The organism is Rhizobium sp. HT1-10, assembly GCF_049472505.1.
In the GTDB taxonomy this organism is placed as follows: domain Bacteria; phylum Pseudomonadota; class Alphaproteobacteria; order Rhizobiales; family Rhizobiaceae; genus Rhizobium.
This window is the reverse complement of record NZ_JBCEBQ010000009.1, coordinates 123615-147500: the sequence shown is the minus strand read 5'-3', so window position 1 is coordinate 147500 and position 23886 is coordinate 123615. Positions and strand designations below refer to the sequence as shown.

General features: G+C 61.8%; 20 protein-coding genes (1 of these 20 cut by a window edge). 17 read left to right on the top strand and 3 right to left on the bottom strand.

Features of this window, described 5'->3' with window-relative positions; genetic code table 11:
* From VH564_RS20660 to VH564_RS20590, 15 genes are all read left to right on the top strand, one after another.
* On the top strand, window positions 1-572 hold the 3' portion of the coding sequence (locus VH564_RS20660) for a D-TA family PLP-dependent enzyme (protein WP_423341744.1). It extends 517 nt beyond the left edge of the window; 572 of the gene's 1089 nt are visible here — the last part of the coding sequence; the start codon falls outside the window, past its left edge; its stop codon occupies window positions 570-572.
* Between the two features lie 519 nt (window positions 573-1091).
* Window positions 1092-2573 (top strand): M81 family metallopeptidase, encoded by a 1482-nt coding sequence (locus VH564_RS20655; protein ID WP_423341743.1) that lies wholly within the window; start codon window positions 1092-1094, stop codon window positions 2571-2573.
* 60 nt (window positions 2574-2633) lie between these two features.
* Complete coding sequence (locus VH564_RS20650) at window positions 2634-4151, top strand: ABC transporter substrate-binding protein (protein ID WP_423341742.1); 1518 nt, start codon at window positions 2634-2636, stop codon at window positions 4149-4151.
* 25 nt (window positions 4152-4176) lie between these two features.
* The gene (locus VH564_RS20645) at window positions 4177-5118 is read left to right on the top strand and encodes an ABC transporter permease (protein ID WP_423341817.1); all 942 of its coding nucleotides are present in this window, start codon (window positions 4177-4179) and stop codon (window positions 5116-5118) included.
* On the top strand, window positions 5115-5978 hold the full coding sequence (locus VH564_RS20640) for an ABC transporter permease (protein ID WP_423341741.1): 864 nt from the start codon (window positions 5115-5117) through the stop codon (window positions 5976-5978). Before VH564_RS20645 ends, VH564_RS20640 begins: the two co-directional genes overlap by 4 nt.
* 2 nt (window positions 5979-5980) lie before the next feature.
* Window positions 5981-7786, top strand: a complete 1806-nt coding sequence (locus VH564_RS20635) for an ABC transporter ATP-binding protein (protein ID WP_423341740.1) — start codon at window positions 5981-5983, stop codon at window positions 7784-7786.
* 64 nt (window positions 7787-7850) lie between these two features.
* The gene (locus tag VH564_RS20630) at window positions 7851-8246 is read left to right on the top strand and encodes a RidA family protein (RefSeq protein ID WP_423341739.1); all 396 of its coding nucleotides are present in this window, start codon (window positions 7851-7853) and stop codon (window positions 8244-8246) included.
* A gap of 259 nt (window positions 8247-8505) precedes the next feature.
* On the top strand, window positions 8506-8742 hold the full coding sequence (locus VH564_RS20625; RefSeq protein ID WP_423341738.1) for a DUF378 domain-containing protein: 237 nt from the start codon (window positions 8506-8508) through the stop codon (window positions 8740-8742).
* A 269-nt stretch (window positions 8743-9011) separates the two neighbouring features.
* Window positions 9012-9266 carry a DUF2934 domain-containing protein gene (locus tag VH564_RS20620; RefSeq protein WP_423341737.1) on the top strand — a complete coding sequence of 85 codons (255 nt, stop codon included), beginning with the start codon at window positions 9012-9014 and terminating at the stop codon, window positions 9264-9266.
* Between the two features lie 282 nt (window positions 9267-9548).
* Complete coding sequence (locus tag VH564_RS20615; RefSeq protein ID WP_423341736.1) at window positions 9549-10718, top strand: zinc-dependent alcohol dehydrogenase; 1170 nt, start codon at window positions 9549-9551, stop codon at window positions 10716-10718.
* 331 nt (window positions 10719-11049) lie between these two features.
* Complete coding sequence (locus VH564_RS20610) at window positions 11050-11937, top strand: MBL fold metallo-hydrolase (protein WP_423341735.1); 888 nt, start codon at window positions 11050-11052, stop codon at window positions 11935-11937.
* Between the two features lie 368 nt (window positions 11938-12305).
* Complete coding sequence (locus VH564_RS20605) at window positions 12306-13889, top strand: putative bifunctional diguanylate cyclase/phosphodiesterase (RefSeq protein WP_423341734.1); 1584 nt, start codon at window positions 12306-12308, stop codon at window positions 13887-13889.
* A 99-nt stretch (window positions 13890-13988) separates the two neighbouring features.
* Entirely contained in the window at window positions 13989-15809 is a 1821-nt protein-coding gene (locus VH564_RS20600) for a methyl-accepting chemotaxis protein (RefSeq protein ID WP_423341733.1), read from the top strand.
* 68 nt (window positions 15810-15877) lie between these two features.
* Window positions 15878-16081: a hypothetical protein gene (locus VH564_RS20595; protein ID WP_423341732.1), complete on the top strand. Its 204-nt coding sequence runs from the start codon at window positions 15878-15880 to the stop codon at window positions 16079-16081.
* A gap of 203 nt (window positions 16082-16284) precedes the next feature.
* Complete coding sequence (locus VH564_RS20590) at window positions 16285-17430, top strand: M24 family metallopeptidase (RefSeq protein WP_423341731.1); 1146 nt, start codon at window positions 16285-16287, stop codon at window positions 17428-17430.
* 21 nt (window positions 17431-17451) lie between these two features.
* Here the strand turns inward: VH564_RS20590 and VH564_RS20585 are convergent, their stop codons facing one another.
* Window positions 17452-17634: a hypothetical protein gene (locus tag VH564_RS20585; RefSeq protein ID WP_423341730.1), complete on the bottom strand. Its 183-nt coding sequence runs from the start codon at window positions 17632-17634 to the stop codon at window positions 17452-17454.
* 105 nt (window positions 17635-17739) lie between these two features.
* A complete protein-coding gene (gene zwf, locus VH564_RS20580) occupies window positions 17740-19332 on the bottom strand; it encodes a glucose-6-phosphate dehydrogenase (protein ID WP_423341729.1) in 1593 nt (530 codons plus the stop codon).
* Window positions 19333-19637: 305 nt separating this feature from the next.
* Here zwf and VH564_RS20575 point away from each other — a divergent pair, with 305 nt between their 5' ends.
* Window positions 19638-20147 carry a Dps family protein gene (locus tag VH564_RS20575; RefSeq protein WP_423341728.1) on the top strand — a complete coding sequence of 170 codons (510 nt, stop codon included), beginning with the start codon at window positions 19638-19640 and terminating at the stop codon, window positions 20145-20147.
* A gap of 72 nt (window positions 20148-20219) precedes the next feature.
* Here the strand turns inward: VH564_RS20575 and VH564_RS20570 are convergent, their stop codons facing one another.
* Window positions 20220-21713 (bottom strand): cyclic nucleotide-binding domain-containing protein, encoded by a 1494-nt coding sequence (locus VH564_RS20570; protein ID WP_423341727.1) that lies wholly within the window; start codon window positions 21711-21713, stop codon window positions 20220-20222.
* Between the two features lie 237 nt (window positions 21714-21950).
* Between VH564_RS20570 and VH564_RS20565 the strand changes: the two genes are divergently transcribed.
* Window positions 21951-23537: an aldehyde dehydrogenase (NADP(+)) gene (locus VH564_RS20565; RefSeq protein WP_423341726.1), complete on the top strand. Its 1587-nt coding sequence runs from the start codon at window positions 21951-21953 to the stop codon at window positions 23535-23537.
* Window positions 23538-23886 lie beyond the last annotated feature (349 nt).

Below are 23886 nucleotides of genomic sequence, written 5' to 3'. Positions count from 1 at the left end.
GCGGCATCATGACCTATCCGTCGATCGGCGGGGCCGCAGAGGTCGAGGCCTTCATGGTCCGCACCATGGCGCTGCTCGCCGAGAAGGGCATCGAATGCCCGGTGCGTTCCAGCGGCGGTTCGCCGGATCTTTTTGCCGCTCACCTCGTGCCGTCGGCCACCGAGCACCGGGCGGGCACCTATGTCTATAACGACCGCAGCCTGGTTCGCGCCGGTCATTGCACGACCGACGATCTTGCCATGCATGTCCTTGCGACCGTGGTGTCGCGCCCGGCACCGGACAGGGCCGTGCTGGATTGCGGCTCAAAGGCGCTGACCTCCGATCTCCTCGGCTTCTCCGACCATGGCGAGATCGAAGGCTTTGCCGGCGCCCGCATCGTCTCGCTCTCGGAAGAACATGCGGTGGTCGATCTTGGCGGCTGCACGGTGCCGTTTGCCGAAATCGGTGCGATGGTGAGGGTCGTGCCGAACCACACCTGCGTCGTCAGCAATCTGTTCGATCGCATGGTCTTCCATCGCGACGGGATCGTCACGCGGGTTGAAAATGTCGATGCGCGTGGGACCGTCTGGTAAGAGTTTCCATCTGAAAATGTTGCTTGCATCTCACCTGCGAGGCTTCGTCAGCCTCGCAGTCTGCCGCATGATGAAAATAGGGCGCTTTTGGCAGTCGTCCTTTTCACCGCCGTTCGCGCGACGCGATCCACCTCCGGTGCGCGAAGATGCCGGAAGCTGTTGATTGTCAGCACCATATCGCATTGGCAGCACTCATTCAATTTTACCCGGAAGAGTTGGCGATGAAAATTTCTTCCAATTTCATAAAGCAGAAAATTAATTACAGAAAATGAGGACGTCACGCAAATTCGTTTGACTTGGAGTGAATTTTATCCATTATGAAGAAAATAAATTACACCGAATGGTGGGTGGGTGAACTTGAACAAGACGGGAAGCTAGATTTCCGGGCATGCTGACCGTTGTCGATCGACGGTCATGACAGGCAGCTCGGCGATCGGAAACTAGACATCCAGACAACTTTGCGACGGTAGATGGCCCCTTGCTGTGGCCGGACAGCCGACGTGTATGTGGGCAATAGACATGCGCATCTTCACTGCCTCGCTGGCGACTGAAACGAACACCTTTTCTCCCGTGCCGACGGATATGAACGCTTTCAAGGCGGCGTTCTACGCCGGGCCGGGCGACCATCCCGATACGCCGACGCTCTGCTCCTCCGTCGTCCCGATCCTGCGCCGTCGCGGCAGGCAGGAGGGTTTCACCGTCATCGAGGGCACGTCCTGCTGGGCGGAACCGGCGGGCCTCATCCAGCGCCAGACCTACGAGACCTTGCGCGACCTGATCCTTGCCGAGCTTGCGGCCGCACTTCCTGTGGATGGTGTCGTGCTCGGTCTGCATGGCGCGATGGCAGCGCAGGGCTATGACGATCCGGAGGGCGATTTTCTCTCGCGGGTTCGCGACATGGTCGGCCCGGACGTGTTGATCGCGGCCGAATTCGACCCGCATAGCCATCTGACGGCGCTTCGCGTTGCCAATCTGAACCTTATGGCCGCCTTTCTCGAATTTCCGCATACGGATTTCGAGCAGCGCGGTGAGCATGTCGTCGAGCTGGCGCTCCAGGCGCTGCGCGGAGAGATCAAGCCGGTCATCTCCACCTTCGACTGCCGGATGATCACGATTTTCCCGACGAGCCGCGAGCCGATGCGCTCCTTCGTCGATCGGATGCAGGCGATGGAAGGCAAGGACGGCATCCTGTCGGCCTCCGTCATCCACGGCTTCATGGCCGGCGACCTGCCCGACATGGGCACGCGGATCGTCGTCGTCACCGACAATGACAGACAGAAGGGCGACGCACTGGCAGCGGCTCTCGGTCGCGAACTCTATGCTCTCCGTCGCGAGACGGCGATGCCGATGTTCGACACCGAGGCCGGCCTCGACAAGGCGGTCGCTATCCGTGCTGCCCATCCTGAAAAGCCGGTGACGATTGCCGACGTCTGGGACAATCCCGGCGGCGGAGTGGCCGGCGACGCCACCCATATCCTGCGCCGGATGCTGGAGCGCGGAATGGACAATTTCGCCATGGCGACGATCTGGGACCCGATCGCCGTCAGCTTCTGCCATGCGGCAGGCGAGGGGGCCGAGCTGTCGCTGCGGGTCGGCGGCAAGTCCAGCCCCGAGGGCGGCGAGCCGCTCGACCTGCGCGTCACGGTTCAGAAGGTCGTTGAGGCCGGCTGGCAGAGTTTCCGCAATTCGCGGGTCACGCTCGGTCGCGCTGCGGTCGTCCGGCCCGTCGGCAGCGAGATCGATATCGTGCTGATCACCAGCCGCACGCAGACCTACGAGCCCGACATCTTCGCCAACCAGGGTATCAACTTCGCGGCCAAGTCCTGCCTGCTGATCAAGTCGACCAACCATTTCTATGCCGGCTTCCAGCCGGTCTCGTCGGACATCGTCTATATCGCCGCGCCGACCGCCTATCCGACCGATCCTGCCACAACGCCCTATCGCAAGGCGAGCCTGGAGCTCTGGCCGCGCGTCGCCGATCCGCTGGGGCTGGATGGGTGACAGCCTGGCCGGAAGCGCGGCGAAATGAACGACTGAAAAGATAACAACAAGGGGACGACCATGAAAAAGAGTGCATTTGTTCTGATGACGCTGGCGGCATTGGCCGGCACGAGCAGTCTGGCAATGGCTGAGGCAAGCGACGATATCCTGACTGTCGCGACGATCGGGGAGCCGCCGACGCTCGACGTCATGCAGACGCCGACCGACATCGTGCTCACCATCGACCAGCATATTTTCGAAACGCTCTATACCTATGACGCCGAGTGGAAGTCGGTGCCGCTGCTCGCTGCCGCCATGCCGACCATCTCCGAAGACGGCCTGACCTACAGGATCCCGTTGCGCGAAGGCGTGAAGTTTCATGACGGCAGCGATTTCGATGCCAAGGACGTGACGGCCTCGCTGAAGCGCTGGATGGCGATCAATTCCAAGGGCAAGCAGGTTGCCACCATCGTCGACAGCATCAGCGAAGATGGCGAGCATGCCGTGATCATCAAGCTGAAGTCGCGTTATGCGCCGCTGCTCGCCACGCTGTCGCAGGCTTCGGTCATCATGCCGTCGGAAAAGGTCAAGGACACGCTCACCGACTTCATAGGCACCGGGCCTTACGAGTTGAAGGAGCGCAAGCCAGACCAGTACACCCAGCTCGTCCGCTTCGACGGCTACAAGTCGCCCGAGGGCGCGCCGAACAACTATGCCGGCAAGCGCGAGGCGATCGCCAAGGAAATCCGCTTCGTTCCGGTTCCGGATGCCAATACCCGCGTCGAGGGCCTGATATCAGGACAGTTCGACTATGCGGATTCGCTGCCCGTCAGTGCATACGAGCGCGTTCAAAAGAGCAGCAATGCCAAGCCCGTGATCTTCAAGGATGCCGGCTGGGCTTCGCTGAACATGAACATGAAGCAGGGCCTGCTGGTCAAGAAGCAGCTCCGCCAGGCGGTGCAGGCGGCACTCAACGCCAACGACATGATGCTCGCCGCCTTCTCCGACGACCGCTTCTTCAGCGTCGACGGCTCGATCTTCCCGAAAGGCTCCTTCTGGCATACCGAAGCTGGCGTAGCGCGGTACGGTGAGGGCGATCCGGAAGTCGCTGGCAAACTCCTGAAGGAAGCCGGCTACGATGGCACGCCGCTGCGCCTGCTCACCAGCCGCCAGTATGAATTCCACTACAAGATCGGCGAAGTCGCCAAGGCCTATCTCGAAGCTGCCGGCTTCAAGGTCGACCTGCAGGTCGTCGACTGGGCAACGCTGACCACCCGCCGTGCCGATCCGAAGGAATGGGACATCTTCATCACCCATTCCAACTTCCCCGGCGATCCGACGACGATCAACACCATTACCGACAGCTATCCCGGCTGGTACGTCTCCGACCAGAAGACCAAGGCCGTTGCCGCATACATGAATGCGACCACCGACGATGCCAAGAAGACGGCCTGGGATGGTATCCAGACGGTCATCTATGATGACGCCCCGCTCTACAAGGTCGGCAATTTCAATGCCGTTTCGGGTCTTTCCAATGGCGTTTCCGGATATGAGCCGACCTACTGGCCGCATTTCTGGAACGTCACTCCGAAGAAGTAGGGGCTCAGAACCGACCATGGCCAAGATCGCGCAGGCACTGTTGAAACGGCTGGGGGGCATGGCCATCGTGCTCGCCCTCGTCGTCACGGTGGTCTTCATCATCGTTCGCGTCACGCCCGGCGATCCGGCCGCCGTCATGCTGGGGTCGGATGCGACCCCAGCCGATATCGCTGAGCTGCGCACCAAGATGGGGCTGGATGCACCGATGATCGTCCAGTACGGCCAGTTCGTGCTGGGCATATTGCAGGGCGACCTCGGCCAGTCGATCTTCCTGAACCAGCCGGTGACGACGGCGCTGGCCTCGCGCGCCGAGCCGACGTTTTTCCTCACGCTCTTCTCGATCCTGATCGCGGTCGGTATCGCCTTGCCGGTCGGCATCCTGTCTGCGGTCAAGCGCGGCACGCTCTTCGACCAGATCGTCGTCACGCTGACCATGATCGCGGCCAGCGTGCCGAGCTTCTGGCTCGGTCTGATGCTCATCCAGATCTTCGCGGTCGGTCAGGGCTGGTTTCCGGCCTCCGGCTACGGCGGCCCTGAGACGCCGTTCCTCGAACGGCTGCACCATCTCGTCCTGCCGGCCGTTGCACTCGGCATCGTCAATTCGGCGCTGATCACCCGCTTCACCCGCGCCGCCATGCTCGATGTCCTCGGCGAGGATTATGTCCGCACCGCGCGAGCCAAGGGCGCCGGCGCCGGCCGCGTCATCCTCAAGCACGCGCTGAAGAACGCGATGATCCCGATCATCACCGTCATCGGCCTGTCGGTCGCCATGCTGGTGGCCGGTGCGGTGGTCACGGAAACTGTCTTCGGCCTGCCCGGGGTCGGCAATCTCGTCGTCTCGGCCGTCCTGCGCCGCGATTATCCCGTCATCCAGGGCGCGCTGCTCACGGTCGCCGCAATCTACGTTCTCATCAATTTCATCGTCGACATGCTCTATATTCTCGTTGATCCCAGGGTGCGCCTATGAACACCATGGCCTCCGTCTCCATGCCCTTCTCCAAAAGTCTGCGCCGCCTGTTCGGCAACCGGGCCATGCTGTTCGGCGCGATCATTCTGGTCGTCGTGGTCCTCGCCGCGCTGCTGGCTCCCTTTGTTGCGCCCTATGCGCCGAACAAGCTGTCGATCGTCAACAAGCTGAAGCCGCCGTCGATGCTCCACTTCTTCGGCACCGACGAATTCGGCCGAGATATCTTTTCCCGCGCCATCTTTGCGGGCCGCATCTCGCTGCTGGTCAGCCTCGGCGTCGTCGCCATCTCGACCGTGCTCGGGGTCATGCTCGGCGTCACCTCCGGTTTCTTCCGCGGCCTCGATGCGCCGATCTCGCGGCTGCTCGATGCGATGATGTCCTTCCCGGACATCCTGCTCGCCATCGCGCTCGTCGCAGCGCTTGGGCCCTCGCTGACGACCGTCATCCTTGCGCTCGGCATCACCTATGCGCCACGCCTTGCCCGCATCGTCCGCGGCTCGACGCTGGTCCTGCGTGAACTTCCCTATATCGAGGCTGCCGTCGCCATGGGCCTGCCGACCTGGCAGATCCTTGTTCGCCACGTGCTGCTCAATCTGGCGTCGCCCATCCTCGTGCAGTCAACCTTCGTCTTTGCCTCGGCGATGCTGGCGGAAGCGAGCCTTTCCTTCCTCGGCGTCGGCGTGTCCACCGACATGCCGACCTGGGGCACGATGCTGGCGTCGGGGCGCGAATATATGAACAACGCCCCGTGGCTGATGGTTTTTCCGGGCCTTGCCATCGTCTTCTCCGTCCTCTCGCTGCAATTGCTGGGCGACGGCCTGCGCGATCTCGTCGATCCGCGCCTCGCCAAGGAGAGCTGATCATGACAGACGCGACCCCAAACAGGCCGGTCCTCGTCGTCGAGAACCTGACCACCTCGTTCAAGACTTCAGAGGGCTGGAAGGCCGTCATCCGCAATATCAACCTGCATGTCGATGCCGGCGAGACGGTCGCGATCGTCGGCGAAAGCGGCTCGGGCAAGAGCGTCACCGCCCTTTCGACGATGCGGCTTCTGCCGCCCAGCCGGTCGCGCACCGAAGGCCGTATCCTGCTCGATGGCCAGGACCTGCTTGCTGCAAGCGAAGCGGAGATGCGCAAGGTGCGTGGCGGCGCGATCGGGATGATCTTCCAGGAGCCGATGACGTCGCTCAACCCGGTCTTCACCATCGGCAACCAGATCGCAGAGGCGCTTATCCTGCATCGCGGCCTGTCGTGGGCAGAGGCCGAGGCCGAGACCGTGCGACTGATGGACCGGGTGCGCATTCCAGCCGCAAAGGCGCGCCTGCACGAATATCCACACAAGTTCTCCGGCGGGATGCGCCAGCGGGTGATGATTGCCATGGCGTTGGCCTGCCGCCCGAAGCTGTTGATCGCCGACGAACCGACCACGGCGCTCGACGTGACGATCCAGGCGGAAATCCTGCATCTGCTGCGCGAATTGCAGCGTGAGGAAAACATGGGCGTGCTGTTCATCACCCATGACATGGGCGTCGTGGCGGAAGTTGCCGACCGCACCGCCGTGATGTTCCGTGGCGACATGATCGAGACCGGCAAGACTGAGGACATCTTTGCCGCGCCGAAGGCGATCTACACGAAGTCGCTGCTCGCCTCGATCCCGCGCTTGGGCACCATGGGTGCGGCCGTCGCGCCGAAGCGTTTTCCGGAGGTGGATGCATCGACCGGCGTGGCCGTCGATGGACGCGAGATGCCTTCCGTCGCGATGAGCGTCGAGCCGATCCTCAAGGTCAACAATCTCTCCGTCCGCTTTGACCTGCCGACTGGCCGCGTTCACGCGGTGGAAGACGTAACCTTCGATCTTCGCCCGGGCGAAACGCTGTCGCTGGTCGGCGAGTCCGGTTGCGGCAAATCGACGACCGGCCGAGCCATCATCCGGCTTATCAACCCGTCCGCCGGCTCGATTGAGATTGGTGGCCAGGATGTGACGAAAGCAGGCACCCGCGAACTGCGCACCATGCGGCGCACCTCGCAGATGATCTTTCAGGACCCCTTCGCCTCGCTCAATCCGCGTATTACCGTGGGCTCGGCAATCGCCGAACCGATCCTTGCCCATGGCCTGATGGGCCGACGGGATGCCAAGGCGCGGGTCGTCGAACTGCTGGAACAGGTCGGTCTATCGGCCGCGATGGCGGACCGCCACCCGCACGAATTCTCCGGCGGTCAGCGGCAGCGCATATCGATCGCCCGCGCGCTGGCGCTCAATCCGAAGTTCATCGTCGCCGACGAAGCCGTCTCCGCGCTCGACGTCACGGTCAAGGCGCAGGTCTCCAACCTGTTGCTCGACCTGCAGGAAAAGCACGGCCTTGCCTATCTCTTCATCAGTCACGACATGGCCGTGGTGGAACGGATGAGCCATCGCGTCGCGGTGATGTTTCTCGGCGAGATCGTCGAAATCGGTCCGCGCGCTGATATCTTCGACAACCCGCAGCATGCCTATACGCGGCGCCTGATCTCCGCAGTGCCGATTCCCGATCCGGCACGCCGAGGCCAGACCGTGCCTCTGCCGCTGACCGAAGAGATAAAGAGCGCCATCCGCCCCTACGATTATGTCGTGCCGAAGCGCATCTATCGGCAAGTGTCGCCCGGGCATTTCGTCCAGGACAGGCCCTGAAGCAATTTGAGACGAATTCGCGGCGGATAGGTCCGCAAATGCACAGAAGAGAGGAAGTCGCCCCATGACCAGCAAAAAACTCATCCGTTACGATGTCGCCGATGCCCAGGCGGGTGGCCAGCGCCGGCCTTTCGCCAAGGCCGTGCGCGCCGGCGATTTCGTCTACGTCTCGGGTCAGGTGCCGACGGTCGATGGCGAGGTCATCGTCGGCAATATCGTTGCCCAGACGGAGCAGGTGATCGCCAACATCAAATCGGTGCTGGCGCTCGCCGACTGCACGCTCGAGCATGTGGTCAAGGTCAACGTCTGGCTCGACGATGCCCGCGATTTCTCCAGCTTCAACGCGGTCTTCCAGAAGCACTTCATCGATCATCCGCCGGCACGCTCCACGGTACAGTCGCCGATGATGGTCGACGTCAAGGTCGAGATGGACGTCATCGCCTACAAACCGCTCGACTGATATTCGGGACCTAACGAGGTTATTTACAGGCTAATCGGATTTGGGGCAGGCCGCCCTTCTTTCATACTCTTCGGTCGTCTCGCCGGTCCGTGAATCCAGCTTTTTCAAGTGCCAGGAGGACTTCAAAGCGCTTTCGTTGGCGACGGCCATGCATGTCGATGTCTGAATTCCTCGGCGGTTTGTGGTCAGGCTACGCGACGGCGCGCGGAACTTCGTTGGAGCAGACAAGTTGGCTCGACGTGGAACAACGGAGAAAACCATGAGATACGTCAACCTTATCACCTTGCTTCTCATCATCGTCGGCGGCATCAACTGGCTGCTGGTCGGCGTTTCGAACACCGACCTCGTCGCGACCATCTTCGGTGGCCAGGACAGCATGCTTTCAACCATCGTCTATGTCCTGGTCGGTCTCTCCGCACTCTGGCAGCTGGTCCCGCTGTCGCGGGCGTTCTCCGTCGGTGAAGCTACCGCGGAATCGAGTGTCGGCCGCCATTGACGCCGGCGAGGCGAGTAAGAGCGCCGCTCCCACGACTGCCTTCCGCCTGACGCCCAAGGATTGCCAAATGTCTAGCCCGGCTCCGCTTTCGCGGAGGCGGGCTTTTTTGGGGCTAGCGGCAAGGCGAAATCTCGACCTGCGCCGGGCGGTGCTGCTTGAAGCGGTCGACGCGGGATGCAGCCTCAACTTGGCACGCTGCCGCACCGTGGTGGAACCGCTCGCTCCCACGCAAGTTTTCCGCTGGACTTACACAATCGAGGACAAGTCGCATGGATAACGAACAAGAACGGCGTGAACGGGCTTATTATCTCTGGGAAAACAATGGCCGGCCAGACGGTCGTCACGAAGACCACTGGAACGACGCCGATGACGGCGAGGGTCGTTCTTCGGCCGGGGAACCATTGCAAGAGAGCGTCGGACAGGCGAGCGAAGACCCTGCAGAGGGCTCCGAGGAAACCATCGACCGGGAACTCGACAGGCAGCGAACGCCGGATTCCCGTTTCGACCAGACCGCAGCGAAGTAATTGGCGCACCCCCACCCAGCAGGATCTGCCGGGTGGGAGTGCGCGTTCGATCAACGGCATAGTCCAGCTCGCCGGCGATGCGCGGGTTAGGTTGGCGGGACATTAGCCCATCAATGAAGGATGCAGGCCGCTGTTTGTGGGAACAATGGTCGTAAAACGAGGTTCCTCAACGTGCGAGCTTGCCTCCAAGCGGCGGCAACCGAGACGCCAGCGACCGCGACAACTGGCGCGTTGCGGTGATCGGTTCGACCAATCCGATATGGTCTTTGAAAGGATCCAGACGTGAAAGCATTAACCTGGCACGGAAAACACGACATTCGCTGCGAGAGCGTTCCGGATCCGCAGATTCAGGACGGACGCGACGCTATCATCAAGGTGACGGCATGCGCGATCTGCGGATCGGATCTTCATCTCTATGATGGCGTCATGCCTGATATGCATAGCGGCGACGTCATGGGCCACGAAACCATGGGCGAGGTCGTCGAGGTCGGTAAAGACAACAAGAACCTCAAGGTGGGCGACAGGGTCGTCGTGCCCTTCACCATTTCCTGCGGCGAATGCTTCTTCTGCAAGCGCGGCTTCTTCTCCGGCTGCGAGCGGAGCAATCCCAATCCGGACAAGGTCAAGAAGATGTGGGGCAATTCGCCAGCCGGCCTGTTCGGCTACTCGCACCTGCTCGGCGGATATGCGGGCGGGCAGGCGGAATATCTGCGCGTTCCCTACGCCGATGTCGGACCGATCAAGGTGCCGAGCGACCTGACCGACGAGCAGGTGCTGTTCCTGTCCGACATCTTCCCGACGGGCTACATGGCCGCCGAATTCTGCAACATTCAGCCGGGGGATACCATTGCCATATGGGGCTGCGGTCCGGTGGGGCAGATGGCGATCAAGTCCGCCTTTATTCTCGGTGCCGAACGGGTCATCGCGATCGATACCGTGCCGGAGCGCCTGGCGCTTGCTGCCTCCTCCGGGGCGATCACGCTCGATTACATGGACAAGGACATCTACGACAGGATCATGGAGCTGACCAACGGCAGGGGCGCCGATGCATGCATCGACGCGGTCGGAACCGAAGCCGATGCAGCGGCGAGCTGGGATTCTCGTATCGACAGGATCAAGGTCGCCACCTTCATGGGCACGGATCGGCCGCATGTGCTTCGCCAGGCGATCCATTGCTGCCGGAATTTCGGTACTGTCTCGATCGTCGGCGTCTACGGCGGTTTCCTGGACAAGATCCCGATGGGATCAGCCGTCAACCGCGGCCTGACTTTCAAAATGGCGCAGACGCCGGTGCAGCATTACCTGCCGATGCTGATGGAGCGCATCCAGAAAGGCGAGATCGATCCATCCTTTGTCATTACCCATACCGGCTCGCTCGAGGATGGGCCCGACTTCTACAAGATGTTCCGGGACAAGCACGACGGCTGCATCAAGGTCGTCCTGAAACCATAGCGCGGGAGGCCGGGGTCGTCGCTTCCAAGGACAGAAAAGGCGTTGCGGTCGTCACCGGAGCGTCATGGTGCTTCGGCATCGAATTGGAAAAATGCGCTGCTGCTGCCTGCTGCTACCCGATCTTCGCGGTGGATGAACCGCTGATCAAGGCTGCTGCCGCCACTGCCGCAGCCGGTGTGTTCGCGGCGGCCGTCGAGGCAGACCTTGCGACTTTCTAAGGTTATTTTGGGCGTTCGTCTGTAAAACCGGAACCAAATCGGCCGGTTACGATTGAACATATAACAGCGGCAACGCTGCTCTACAGGTGCAGTGCTTTTACGAGGAAATGGCGATGACGCAGATAGAACTTGGCAGCGACGCACGGGCGGTCGAGAATGATCGTGACGACGGAACGCGCGAAGTCGCACCCGACATCGCCTACTTCCGCACCATCCTGGTCAATGTGATCCTTATTGGCCTCCCGGGTGCGGGCGACCGTAATTGGGTTCTGGTGGATACCGGCGTGCCGGGAACCAACAGTGTGATCAAAAAAGCCGCGGCCGAGCGCTTCGGTGTCAGTGCGCGGCCAGCCGCGATCATCCTCACCCATGGCCATTTCGATCATGTCGGAGGGCTCGAGGACCTTGCAGAGGAGTGGAGCGTCCCGATCTATGCCCACAAGCTGGAACATCCCTATCTCAACGGTCAGGCATCCTATCCACCCGGTGATCCCTCTGTCGGCGGCGGCCTGATGGCGAGCCTGTCCGGGCTTTATCCGACCAAGCCTGTCGACATTTCTGGGCGGCTGAAGGCGCTGCCGGAGGATGGAAGCCTTCCCTTCATGACGGGCTGGAAATGGTTGCACACGCCGGGCCATGCGCCAGGGCATGTCTCATTGTGGCGCCAGTCGGATCGTACACTCATCGCAGGAGATGCCTTCATCACGACCAAGGCCGAATCGGCCTATGCGGTGGCAATGCAGACGACCGAGATTCACGGACCGCCGCAGTACTTCACCATCGACTGGGATGCATCCCGCTCCTCCGTCCAGTTGCTGTCGTCGCTTGCGCCTGAGCTTGTCATAACTGGCCACGGCCTGGCGATGCAGGGCGACGCGATGCGGGCCGCGCTGCAGACGCTTGCCCGCGATTTCGATCGAGTTGCCGTGCCGGAGGAGGGAAAGTATGTTCTAAATCCGGCCAGGGCCGAGGATGGCTCCGCCTACCTGCCAGCCGACTAGGGTGTGACAGGGCCAGCGAACCTAGATCGGTCGTTCGACATTTCGTGCCGCAGTTTTGAGAATTGGCCGGAGTATTCCAAGGATACCCTCCTACAAAGGTAGCCCGACGCGAGGACTGCCAAGTCGAATATCAACCATGCGAGCACGCCGTTGCGGGTCGCTGCGCATTCGCTGGTCAAATAGCGACAATCAATCTTCGCTAATATTAGGATTAGCGTTTCGTTCATGAATATTCTTTAAATTTAGCGGCAGTTAAAGTTCGCGCGACGGTGGCCGTGGTGGCAGCCGTGGGGCGGGTGTTCACTGTGAGGCCGATGCAGGTCTCTGCTCCAGGTAGCATGAAGCTGTCTTCTTTGTTGGAAGGTTTCATGTTCCATTTTCGCAATCGGCCGCTTCTGGAAATCATCGCCTGGTTGGTGGCCTTCCTGGTCATCTTCGGCGTTGCCTTGGCGACCAATGCACATGAAGCTCTCGATCACCTGTTTCGCGCGTATGAGGGCTCCCAAATCGATGAGGTCTTGACGGCCTTGATCATCGCTGGCGCCCTGGGGCTGGTCTACTCCATTGTCCGCGTGAAAGACTTGTCGGTTGAGGTCGCCCGTCGGCTTGCTGCGGAGCAAATGATCCATGCGGCCGCCCGTCACGACTACCTCACAGGCTTGCCCAATCGCCGCATGCTCGATGCCAGTGCCGATGCTTTGTTGAAGACGGAATCGAGCGACGAGAAGATCGCAGCGTACAGCATCGACCTGAGTGGCCTGAAAGCGGTGAACGATAATCTCGGTCAAATGGCCGGAGATGTCGTTCTCAAGCGTATCGGTGAACATCTCTCGCGTTTGCAGAACGAAGATCAGGTCTTCCACCTTGGTGCGGACCGGTTTCTCATCGTGGCCAGAGGCGTTGGCGTTTTGGGTTCCGCGTCGTACGCCAAAAGGATCGTGAAGGCGATTGGTCAGCCGATCCATGCATGGGGTACGACTGTCGAGATTGGCGCAAGTGTCGGCTATGCCATTTGGCCTGACGATGCCACCGCGTTGCAGACGCTGGTGCGGGCCGCCGAATGCGCCATGTATGTCGCCAAGAAGCAGGGGCGAAACGTAACGCAAGCCTTCGCGCCGGCGATGGAGAACGAAATCCGCAAGCGCTTGCAGATGGAGGCGGATCTGAAATCCGCGATCCGCGAGAAGGCCATCGTTCCCCACTATCAGCCTCTGGTCGACCTGAAGACCAAGCAGGTCGTCGGCTACGAGGCATTGGCGCGCTGGGAAACATCTCCTGGGCGGTTCGTTTCTCCCGGCGAATTCATTCCCCTGGCGGAAGAGACTGGATTGATCTTCGACCTCAGCGACAGCCTGTTTTCCATGGCCTGCCGCGATGCCATGACGTGGCCTTCGCATGTCATGCTTTCGTTCAACATTTCGGCGACGCAGCTCTCGGACCGACATCTCGGGCTCAAGCTTCTCAAAACGTTGCACGAAACGGGACTGCCGGTCCATCGCCTGGAGGTGGAGGTGACGGAAAGCGCCATTGTTCGGGATCCAGAGAGCGCCCACTTCGTGCTGAACGGCCTCGATCAGGCCGGCATCCAGATTGCCCTCGACGACTTCGGAACGGGACATTCGAGCCTTTCGCAGCTTTCCAGCTACCCGTTTCATAAAATAAAGATCGACCGCAGTTTCGTGGCAAGCTCAGAACATGACGAGAAGCAAGACAAGATCGTCAAAGCGATTATCGGCCTCGGGGCAAGCCTGGGTCTGAAGATCACGGCTGAGGGCATCGAGCACGAGAGCCAGTTCGAAAAGCTGGAAGTGCTCGGTTGCGACGTCGGCCAAGGCTACCTGCTGGGCAGGCCTTTACCGGCGAGATCCTTGGACCTGACACTGGCAAGCATTCCGCTCGCGACGATCGCCCGCGGTCCCCCGCCCGGACATCCGGCGGGCGGGAGCGTCTGACGCTCGTCAGATTACCCCTCCAAGACTGAAGAGCTTTTCCACCGCATCTCTCAATCCAAAGGAGCAAAGGGCTCCGCTACTTTACAAGGACTTACGCCGATGTTCGGTTCATCCACTATTGCTCGCATGCAGACAAAATCGTTGAACCTGATCACAGCGAACATCATGATCGCCGACGCCGGTTTGAATATCCGATATATGAACGAGGCGGTCAGGGAGCTGCTGAAGGAAGCCGAGTCCGACTTGAAGAAGGAGCTGCCCCGGTTCGAGTTTTCGAAGCTTATCGGCAGCAACATCGACATCTTTCACAAGAACCCCTCCCATCAGCGCAACATGCTTGCCGCACTCAGGGCGCAGCACAAGGCGACAATCTGGGTCGGCCACCGCGCCTTCGACCTCATCGTTTCACCGCTGCTCGATGGCACCAAGGTGACCGGGTTCGTGGTCGAATGGGCAGATGCCAAGGAGCGGCTGCTGAATCTCGACTATCATGGCCAGATGGCCGCCATTAGCCGCTCGCAAGGGATCATCGAGTTCACTACACAGGGTGAGATTGTTACCGCCAACGACAATTTCCTGACGTCTCTCGGTTACCGGCTGGAGGAGATCAAGGGACGGTCCCACAGCATGTTGGTGGACCCCGCTTATGCGCAGTCGCCGGACTATAAGGAGTTCTGGGATACATTGCGCCGGGGCGAGGTGCAGACTGCTGAATTCACGCGATACGGTAAGAATGGGAAATTGGTCGTCATCAATGCCTCTTACAATCCTATCCTCGACGCCAAGGGCAAAGTGACGAAGGTGGTGAAATTCGCGACCGACGTCACGGAACGCGTCCACGCCGTCAACACCATCGGCGATGCGCTCAAAAAGCTGGCGCAGGGCGATCTCTCCTTCAACCTCGATCACCCTTTCGCGCCGGACTTCGAGGGTTTGCGCCGGACAATGAACGAGGCGCTCAGCCAGATGCGCAACACGCTTGGCGCGGTCGCGCAGTCCACCGATCAGATCGACACCGGCACACGCGAAATCAGCCAGAGTGCAGAGGACCTGTCGCGCCGCACGGAACAGCAGGCGGCTTCGCTCGAAGAGACCGCCGCTGCCCTCGACCAGATCACTGTCAATGTCTCGAACGCCGCAAAGCGCGCCGATGAGGCTCGTCATGCCGCAGCAACGGCAAGCGACAACGCGGAACGCTCCGGCAAGGTCGTTGCGGATGCCGTTGGCGCGATGTCGCGGATCGAGAGTTCTTCCAACCAGATTTCGAACATCATCGGTGTGATCGATGAGATCGCATTCCAGACCAATCTTTTGGCGCTCAATGCCGGCGTCGAGGCGGCGCGTGCCGGCGAAGCCGGAAAGGGCTTCGCCGTCGTAGCCCAGGAAGTGCGCGAGCTTGCACAGCGTTCCGCCCAGGCCGCCAAGGAAATCAAGGGCCTGATCCGCAACTCGTCGGAGGAGGTCAGCACCGGGGTGAAGTTGGTCAGCGAGACCGGCGAAGCGCTGCGGACGATCCAGCAGAATATCGTCGCGGTCAACGATCACATGGGCGCTATCACCAGTTCCGCCAAGGAGCAGGCAACAGGGTTGTCCGAGGTCAACTCGGCCGTCAACCAGATGGACCAGGTGACACAACAGAATGCCGCGATGGTCGAGCAGACCAATGCGGCGAGCGCGACATTGGCCGACGAGACCGCCCGTCTTCGCCAGTTGATCGATGGCTTCCAGCTTGGATCTGCTGCTGACCGGGCATCTCCTCGCCGGGCGCGCCCGTCGAGTGCTGCCAACCCCAGCCGCAGACCCGAAGAGGCGAGGCCCGAACACAGGCCAGTGGCGTCGCCGGCGCGGCAGCTGATCGCCAAGGTGGCGGGCGGCGGCTCGTCCCAGGCAGCCGCAGCGGAAAATTGGGAAGAGTTCTGACCTCTGCCTGTGACGGCCAAAAAGTAAAGCATCCGGTGTCGATTTCAGCTGCTCCTTGAGGATCGGTCATGCCCAATATCATTCCTTTTCCCTCAATCGAGGGAGGCACTGATAGATATCTGGCAAAAGCAGCTGAAACTGCTCGGCCTGACGAACTCTTCATGGCGGAAAAGCTTCTCGACATGCGGGACCTGCTTGCCAACATCACCGTCGACCTTGAAGTCAAGCTGGCGGAACTTACCCGGACACTAGAGGACAAAGCATTGGAATAACTGTCCGCGACGGAGCGCGCGCCGCCGCAAACGGCACTCACATAGCAAGTCGAGATCGCGGGGCGAGAATTTGGTGCTTGGGAAGTGGGTCTTCCAAGCCTCGGTTCCGGGCGCGGCTCCTGCATGACTCCCAACCCCGATCATTTCTGTCGACAGACTGCACGCATTGTGCAGAATCGCGGAAACTGAAAGGGAATCTGATAATGACATGGCATCACCCAGTTCCGCCGATCGACAACGCGGAGCGGCAGGAACGACTGGCGCGGCTGCAGGTCGCTTTGAGAGCGAGCGGCTGCAGCGGCTTCCTGCTCGGGGCGACGGAAAGTCTGCGCTACTTCACCGGCCTGGTCTGGCATCCGAGCGAGCGCCTGCTGGGCGCGCTCGTCACTCCCTCCGCCCTATATTACATCGCGCCCGGTTTCGAGCTCGACCGTGTCGACAGCCTACCCAGGCTTCCGGGCGATGTGCTTGTCTGGCAGGAGGATGAGAGCGCTGCCGATCTGGTCGCCTCGTTGCTGCCCGCAGGTGGCAAGCTGGCGCTGGACGACGCGCTGCCGTTGTTTGTCTACCACGCGCTCGCCCATAGTCTCGGTCAGCAGCGTCTTGTCGATGGCGGCAGATTGATCCGCGATCTGCGCCTGTGCAAATCGGCAGCGGAAATCAATCTCATTCAATATGCCATGGACATCACGCTCGAGGTGCAGCGACGCGCGCACGGCTTCATCAGGCCCGGCGTGCATGCCTCCGAGGTGGTGCGCTATATCGATGACCAGCATCGCGCCCTCGGCGCATCGGATGGATCGAGTTTCTGCATTGTTTCCTTCGGTCTTGCCACCTCCCTTCCGCATGGCGTCGATGGCGACCAGGTCTATCAGGCGGGCGACGTGATCCTGGTCGATACGGGCTGCCGCATCGATGGCTATCATTCGGATCTGACGAGGACCTATCTCCTCGAAGGCTCTAAGCCGGAGTTTGCGGAAATCTGGGCGATGGAGCGCGAGGCACAACACGCCGTGTTCGAAGCGGCCAAACTCGGGGCATCCTGCAGCAGCCTGGACGATGCCGCCCGGACGGTACTGGCAAAGCATGGGCTTGGTCCCGATTACTGCCTGCCGGGCCTGCCGCATCGTGCCGGCCATGGCCTGGGGCTCGAAATCCACGAGGAACCCTATCTGGTGCGCGGAAACGCTACGAGGCTGCAGGCGGGAATGTGCTTTTCCAACGAGCCAATGATCGTCGTGCCCGGGCAATTCGGCGTTCGGCTCGAAGATCACATCTACATGACGGACGCCGGCGCCCGCTGGTTCACGACGCCGGCCAAGGCGCCCGACGATCCGTTCGGCGACTGAAGCCCTGCCGGCTTGAGGCCATCAGTTGCCGGTGGCCCCCTCGGGTGCCTTGCCTTCGGCAGGCTCCTTGTCGGCAGGCGCCGATGCCGAAGGCTCCGCGTCGTCCTTGTGGTGGCGCGAGCTGCTCAAGGCATAGGCGGCGGACATGATGAAGCCGATGACCATCAGGGTCATCATCAGGCGCTGTGCAAACCGCGATTCCATGGCTGATCCTTGTTCTTCGGAATGTTGGCTCAGGCCCTTGCGTGTGGGCCCGAGCCTTGGGAGGGGAAGGCCGACCCGGACTCCCCTGTTTCGATAGTCCTTGGATCAGCTCTTCGGGGCGTATGGCTTCAGCGCCCGCCAGCTATGGCCGGCGCGCGCGAGAAGCTCGTCGGAGGCATCCGGGCCGGCACTGCCCGAGGCATAGTTCGGGAAATCCGGTTGCTCCGTCGCCCAGGCATCCTGCAACGGCTGTACCACCCGCCATGCCTGCTCGACCATGTCTGCGCGCATGAACAGCGTCGCGTCGCCGGTCATGACGTCGTAGATCAGCGTCTCGTAGCCGACATTCGGAAAGTCGGCGAACCAGTCGTCATAGCGAAACAGCATGCCGACATTGGCGAGCGCCACTTCCTGGCCAGGCTTCTTGACCTGCAAGCCGAGAAAGATGCCCTCGTCCGGGGCGGTGCGCAGTACCAGCCAGTTCGGCTGCGGCCCTTCGCCTTCCTTGTGGAACGGCTGCCCGGGCGCTGCCTTGAAAGAAATTGCGATCTCGGTACGGCGTTCGGTCAGATGCTTGCCGGTGCGCACGTAGAATGGCACGCCCTGCCAGCGCCTGTTGTCGATCGCCAGCTTCATGGCGACATAGGTCTCGACGCGCGAGGCCGGATCGACGTTGGCCTCGGAACGGTAGGGCACGGCCGTCTTGCCGAGCACTGAGCCTGCGTCGTACTGGCCGCGGACGGCCTCCGAGGGCTGGCACGGGCGGATGGCTTCCACCACTTCCGCCTTCTTGGTTCGGATCGAAGCCGCGTCGAACGAGGTCGGCGGCTCCATCGCCACCATCGACAGCAGGGTGAACAGGTGGTTCGGCACCATGTCGCGCAGGGCGCCGGTGTTCTCATAGAACTTGCCGCGCGTCTCGACGCCGACGGTCTCGGTCACGGTGATCTGCACCTGCTCGATGGCGTCGCGGTTCCAGATGCGCTCGAAGAAACCATTGGCAAATCGGAAGGCCATGATGTTCTGCACCGTTTCCTTGCCGAGGAAATGGTCGATGCGGAAGATCTGGTCTTCGCTGAGGACTTTGAGGATTCGCTCGTTCAGCGCATGCGACGAGGCGAGGTCATGGCCGAACGGCTTTTCAATGACCACACGCCGCCAGAACTGGTTCGTGCCATCGGCATTCTGCGGCTGGGTGACCAGGCCGGCGGCGCCAAGCTGGTCGATGACCGTGCCGAAGAACTGGCCGGCGACGGCAAGGTAGAAGATCGCATTGCCCTTGGTGCCGTTGTTGGCTTCGGCTGCTTCGAGCGCCTTGCGGATGTCGGCGTAGAGCGCCGGTGTGGTGAGGTCGCCCTTGATATAGACCATCTTCGAGACCAGCACCGACCAGGCGGCCTCGTCGATCGCTTCGATATCGAAGTCCGAGGAGCGGTTGCCGATGAAGGTCTGCAGCATTTCGTGCAGGCGTTGCGCCCAGCTTTCAACGCTGCCCTCGGCGAGATCGACGCCGATCAGCGCGAAATTGTCGGGCAGGGTCTTCGACAAAAGCAGATTGTAGAGGGCGGGGATCACCAGGCGGCGGGTGAGGTCGCCGCCGGCACCGAAAAGCACCATGGCGCAGGGGTCGGCGGGTGCAAGGGTCGTGCGGGTCTGGTCGGCCTGGACAGCAAGCAACTCGGGCGCATTCACTGACATCGGTTATTCCTTGGAAAGGGTCTCGGATGTGGTCGACTTCGTTGTATCTTTTCAGCAGTAGGCCGCAAGCCTTTGCAAGGGCTCATATGGCATGCTTTTCAAAGGGGGCAATGTTGCGGCGGCAATGGTGAAGGCTTCGTGTCAGCATGCAAACCACCGGAACTTTTCCGCCGGTCGCGGGCTTATGGGGGTGCGCGGGACAGAGCAGCAAGGGCAGCCCGATGCCCCTCGGCGGGTCGCGCGCTCAACACGCTGACGACAGCGATGCGGGCAAAGCGCCTGCACTAGAACGATAAGAGGACATCATGAGCAAGACCACTGCATCCTCACCAGCTCTCGCAACCCCCACCGATCTCGGCCGCACTGACAGGTCGCAGGTCGCCGACGCACTGAACGGCGTTCTCGCCGATACTTTCGCGCTGTATCTCAAGACCAAGAATTTTCACTGGCACATGTCTGGCCCACATTTCCGTGACTACCACTTGATGCTCGACGAGCAGGCGGCACAGATCATCGGCACCACCGACGACATCGCCGAACGCGTTCGCAAGATCGGCGCCACCACCCTGCGATCGATCGGCGATATCGCGCGGCATCAGTCGACCGCCGACAACGACGCCGAATTTGTCTCGCCGGTGGCGATGCTGCGGGAACTGCATGCCGACAATCTCACCATGGTCGAGGCGCTGCGCCATGCAAAGGAAATCGCCGATGAGGCGAAGGACAACGGCACCAGCGGCCTGATCGATACCTGGACCGACTTTGCCGAGCGGCGTGCCTGGTTCCTGTTTGAAGCCACGCGCGGCGAGGCTTGATTATCAAGGCGGGCCCATCGAGCCCGCCTTCTATTGACATGCTATTGGGGAGCGTTGGGGTATGACCGCCCGTCAGTCGTGCGGCAGCTCGAACAGGTGGCGGATGCGCGCCGCGAGCGAGCCTCCTTGCACGCTGTTGCTGACACCAGCGGAGAACAGGTTTTTTTCCGTCGCATTGCGCCGCGCCATGATGTGGCCGAGCTCCTCGGCAATCATAGGCCTGTCGTGCAGCAAAGGCGCGAGGTCCTCGGCGCTGAGCTCATAGATGACGACAAAGGTCAGGGCTTGCGCGGCGGCGATTTCGGTTGCCCCCATCAGGACGCCACCCTCTCCGAAATAGTCGCCAGGGGCCAGTCTCGTCACTTCGATCTGCCGTCCGTCCTCGGTGCGGGTGATGCTGACAACGCCGGTGCGGACGATCATCAGGGCCGTCAGGCGCGCATCCTGCTCGGCGATCACCGCATCCTTGCGGTAGGTCCGTCGCGTCATCAGCGCGGCAAGCGTTTCCTTTTCATCCTCCGTCAGCGTCGCGAACAGCGGGATATTGCTGAGGAGGGCGAGCGGCGTGCTTAGCTTCTGCGGTTTATCGGTCCCCGGGCTCGCGGCAAGGGAGGGAATAGCGCCGACCGGTGCCGCCATCCGGAAATCGGCCGATTTGACATGGCGGAAGAGCAGATCGAAGATTTCGTTCTTGGCCGTTGCCGTCATCGAGATGTTGTTGACACTGAAATACAGGCCTAACTGCACCGCCTGGCCGTCCATTCCTTCGATCGTCACCGAGGGCGCCGGCGTCTTGAGGATGGAGTTGCTGCTGAGCAAAACGTTGCGCATGACATCGACGAGCGCCCGGGGGCTGACGGTCGGTTCCAGGCGGACCGTGATCGACAGGCCGTGGCTCTCGTCGGGACTGGAGAGATTGGTGAGCCTGGCCTTGGCCAGCGCGCTGTTCGGAATGACGATCCGGTCGTTCGTGCCGTTCTGCAGGTAGGTGGCGCGCCAGTTGGTCTCGATGACCCTTCCTTGCAGGCCGTCGTCGAGCACGATCCAGTCACCGACCGAGTAGGGTCGTCCGAGGTTGAGCGCAATGCCGGAAAACAGGTCGTTCAGCGTGCTCTGCAGCGCCAGACCGAGGATGATGGCAAAGACGCCGGAGGTGGCAAGCAGCGTCCCCACGGGGACGCCAAACACATCGGAGACGATCGACAGCGCCGCGCCCATGTAAATGATGCCGACGATGAGGTCCTGCAAAAGCCGGCCCTCGCGGGGCTTCCTCTCGAAGATCAGGAAGACCCGCACGAAGGCAACCAGCATCCAGGCGCCGTTGATCCACCAGACCATCTTGGCGAAGGCGCCAAACACCCTGAGCGCAACCGAATCTCCGATGGGCGACTGCTCATAGGGGACGATGTCATTATGCAGGAGCACGAGCGTCAAGAGGATGAAGAGGGCGATCTGCGCCACCAGCCTTAGCACCTGGCGACGCCGCAGCAGGATGCGGCTGACCACGAAGCCGACGACCATGACGAAGCAAAACTGCACGATCGGATTGGCAATATCTTGGAACATCTTAGGCAACCAGTCGTCGACGCGGATACAAAGGCGCCCAGCCGATGCCAAGCGGACTGCACATTTGCACGAAGGCCCGGAGAGTTCCATCCCTTCCGGAGCGGATTGACACGGATGACTTCCCAGCCGCACCGACTTGAACTTGCAGTCGGCGGCATCATCTTATAGCTGTCATCCGATATTGATATCCGGCTCATGGGCGCATGTATCGCGTCCGCCAAATCTCGAGGAAATTTCATGACCCAGGCATTTGTCATCAAGGGCGATCTTCTGATCGGCGCCAATTCAACCGGCGACAACAGGACCGTGCGCGCCATCAATCCGGCCACGGGGGAAACCATGGAACCGGCCTTCGCCGTGGCCTCCGTTGCCGATGTCGACCGCGCTTGCGATCTGGCCGCTGCCGCCCTCGATACCTATCGTGCCATCAGCCTCGAAGACCGTGCGGTCTTCCTCGAGACCATCGCCGCCAACATTCTTGAAATCGGCGACCAGCTGCTCGAGCGCGCCCATGCCGAAAGCGGCCTGCCGCTGGCGCGCCTGACCGGCGAGCGTGGCCGCACCGTTGGCCAGCTGCGTCTGTTCGCATCGGTTGTGCGGGCCGGCGAATGGCTCGACCTGCGCGTCGATCCCGCCTTGCCGGAGCGCCAGCCACTGCCGCGCCCGGATCTGCGCCTGCGCCAGATCCCGCTCGGCCCGGTCGCCGTCTTCGGCGCCAGCAACTTTCCGCTCGCCTTCTCGGTTGCCGGCGGTGACACGGCATCGGCGCTTGCCGCCGGTTGCCCCGTTGTCGTCAAGGGCCACCTTGCTCATCCGGGCACCGGCGAACTGGTCGGCCGCGCCATCCGCGCGGCCGTTGCCTCTTGCGGCCTGCCCGAAGGCGTCTTCTCGCTGGTGACGGGTGCCAATGAAACCGGCGCCGCGCTGGTGAAGAACCCGCACATCAAGGCCGTTGGCTTCACCGGCTCGCGCGCTGGTGGCCTGGCGCTGGCTGCCATCGCCGCCGCCCGTCCGGAGCCGATCCCGGTCTACGCCGAAATGAGCAGCGTCAACCCGGTCTATCTCTTCCCGGCAGCACTCGCCGCCCGCGGCGAAGCGCTTGGTAAGGCTTTCGTCGGCTCGCTGACCATGGGTGCCGGCCAATTCTGCACCAATCCCGGCCTGATGTTTGCCGTCGACGGCCCGGATCTCGACACCTTCATCGCAGCCGCCACCGGCACGCTCACCGAAAGCGCGCCTGCGCCGATGCTGACACCCGGTATCCATGCCGCCTACGACCAGGGCGTTGCCGCCTTTGCCGGTCACGACGCCGTCAAGACGCTCGCGCAGGGCAAGCCGGCCGAAGGCGCCAACCGCAGCCCGGCGATCTTCTTCGAGACCGATGCCGAGCATTTCCTCGCCGACGAGAGCCTCGGCAACGAGGTCTTCGGTGCCGCCAGCCTGCTCGTCCATTGCAAGGACGTGGCGCAGATGGTTGAGATCGCCGAGAAGCTCGAAGGCCAGCTGACGGCAACCCTGCACCTCGATCCCGCCGATCACGACGATGCGCGCAAACTGTTGCCTGTGCTCGAGCGCAAGGTTGGCCGCATCCTCGCCAACGGCTGGCCGACGGGTGTCGAAGTCAGTCACGCCATGGTCCATGGCGGCCCGTTCCCGGCCACGTCCGACAGCCGCACCACCTCGGTCGGTACGATGGCCATCCGCCGCTATCTCCGCCCGGTCTCCTACCAGGACCTGCCGGACGGCCTGCTGCCGCCGGAACTGCGCAACGACAACGTCAAGGCGCTGCCGCACCTGCTGGATGGCGTGCGCGCCGGGAAGTAAGCGCTGGGCTTATTGGGAATTTGAAGCCGCTGTCTGGAAGGACGGCGGCTTTTTTGGTTTTAGGGCTTGCATGGGTGCGGGCGAGATCGTCTCTGGGGCGCACCCCCCTCTGCCCTGTCGGGCATCTCCCCCACAAGGGGGGAGAGCAGCTGGAGCGCCATTGCCTGCCTCACTGGCTTCGACAGGGCAAAATTCCGCGAGGTCATTGTTTCGGATAGCCGGCACGGCGACCCGATCTCCCCCCTTGTGGGGGAGCTGTCGGCCCGGCCGACAGAGGGGTGTGTTAGCCGGCGAGGTCGTATCCGGGACGCCACCCCCCTCTGCCCTGTCGGGCAACTCCCCCACCAGG

Bases quoted from the DNA above. Each gene is read 5' to 3' on its own strand.
- VH564_RS20655 (WP_423341743.1), top strand. From the start codon at position 1,092: ATGCGCATCTTCACTGCCTCGCTGGCGACTGAAACGAACACCTTTTCT.
- VH564_RS20650 (WP_423341742.1), top strand. From the start codon at position 2,634: ATGAAAAAGAGTGCATTTGTTCTGATGACGCTGGCGGCATTGGCCGGC.
- VH564_RS20640 (WP_423341741.1), top strand. From the start codon at position 5,115: ATGAACACCATGGCCTCCGTCTCCATGCCCTTCTCCAAAAGTCTGCGC.
- VH564_RS20635 (WP_423341740.1), top strand. From the start codon at position 5,981: ATGACAGACGCGACCCCAAACAGGCCGGTCCTCGTCGTCGAGAACCTG.
- VH564_RS20630 (WP_423341739.1), top strand. From the start codon at position 7,851: ATGACCAGCAAAAAACTCATCCGTTACGATGTCGCCGATGCCCAGGCG.
- VH564_RS20625 (WP_423341738.1), top strand. From the start codon at position 8,506: ATGAGATACGTCAACCTTATCACCTTGCTTCTCATCATCGTCGGCGGC.
- VH564_RS20620 (WP_423341737.1), top strand. From the start codon at position 9,012: ATGGATAACGAACAAGAACGGCGTGAACGGGCTTATTATCTCTGGGAA.
- VH564_RS20610 (WP_423341735.1), top strand. From the start codon at position 11,050: ATGACGCAGATAGAACTTGGCAGCGACGCACGGGCGGTCGAGAATGAT.
- VH564_RS20605 (WP_423341734.1), top strand. From the start codon at position 12,306: ATGTTCCATTTTCGCAATCGGCCGCTTCTGGAAATCATCGCCTGGTTG.
- VH564_RS20600 (WP_423341733.1), top strand. From the start codon at position 13,989: ATGTTCGGTTCATCCACTATTGCTCGCATGCAGACAAAATCGTTGAAC.
- VH564_RS20595 (WP_423341732.1), top strand. From the start codon at position 15,878: ATGCCCAATATCATTCCTTTTCCCTCAATCGAGGGAGGCACTGATAGA.
- VH564_RS20590 (WP_423341731.1), top strand. From the start codon at position 16,285: ATGACATGGCATCACCCAGTTCCGCCGATCGACAACGCGGAGCGGCAG.
- VH564_RS20585 (WP_423341730.1), bottom strand. From the start codon at position 17,634: ATGGAATCGCGGTTTGCACAGCGCCTGATGATGACCCTGATGGTCATC.
- zwf (WP_423341729.1), bottom strand. From the start codon at position 19,332: ATGTCAGTGAATGCGCCCGAGTTGCTTGCTGTCCAGGCCGACCAGACC.
- VH564_RS20575 (WP_423341728.1), top strand. From the start codon at position 19,638: ATGAGCAAGACCACTGCATCCTCACCAGCTCTCGCAACCCCCACCGAT.
- VH564_RS20570 (WP_423341727.1), bottom strand. From the start codon at position 21,713: ATGTTCCAAGATATTGCCAATCCGATCGTGCAGTTTTGCTTCGTCATG.
- VH564_RS20565 (WP_423341726.1), top strand. From the start codon at position 21,951: ATGACCCAGGCATTTGTCATCAAGGGCGATCTTCTGATCGGCGCCAAT.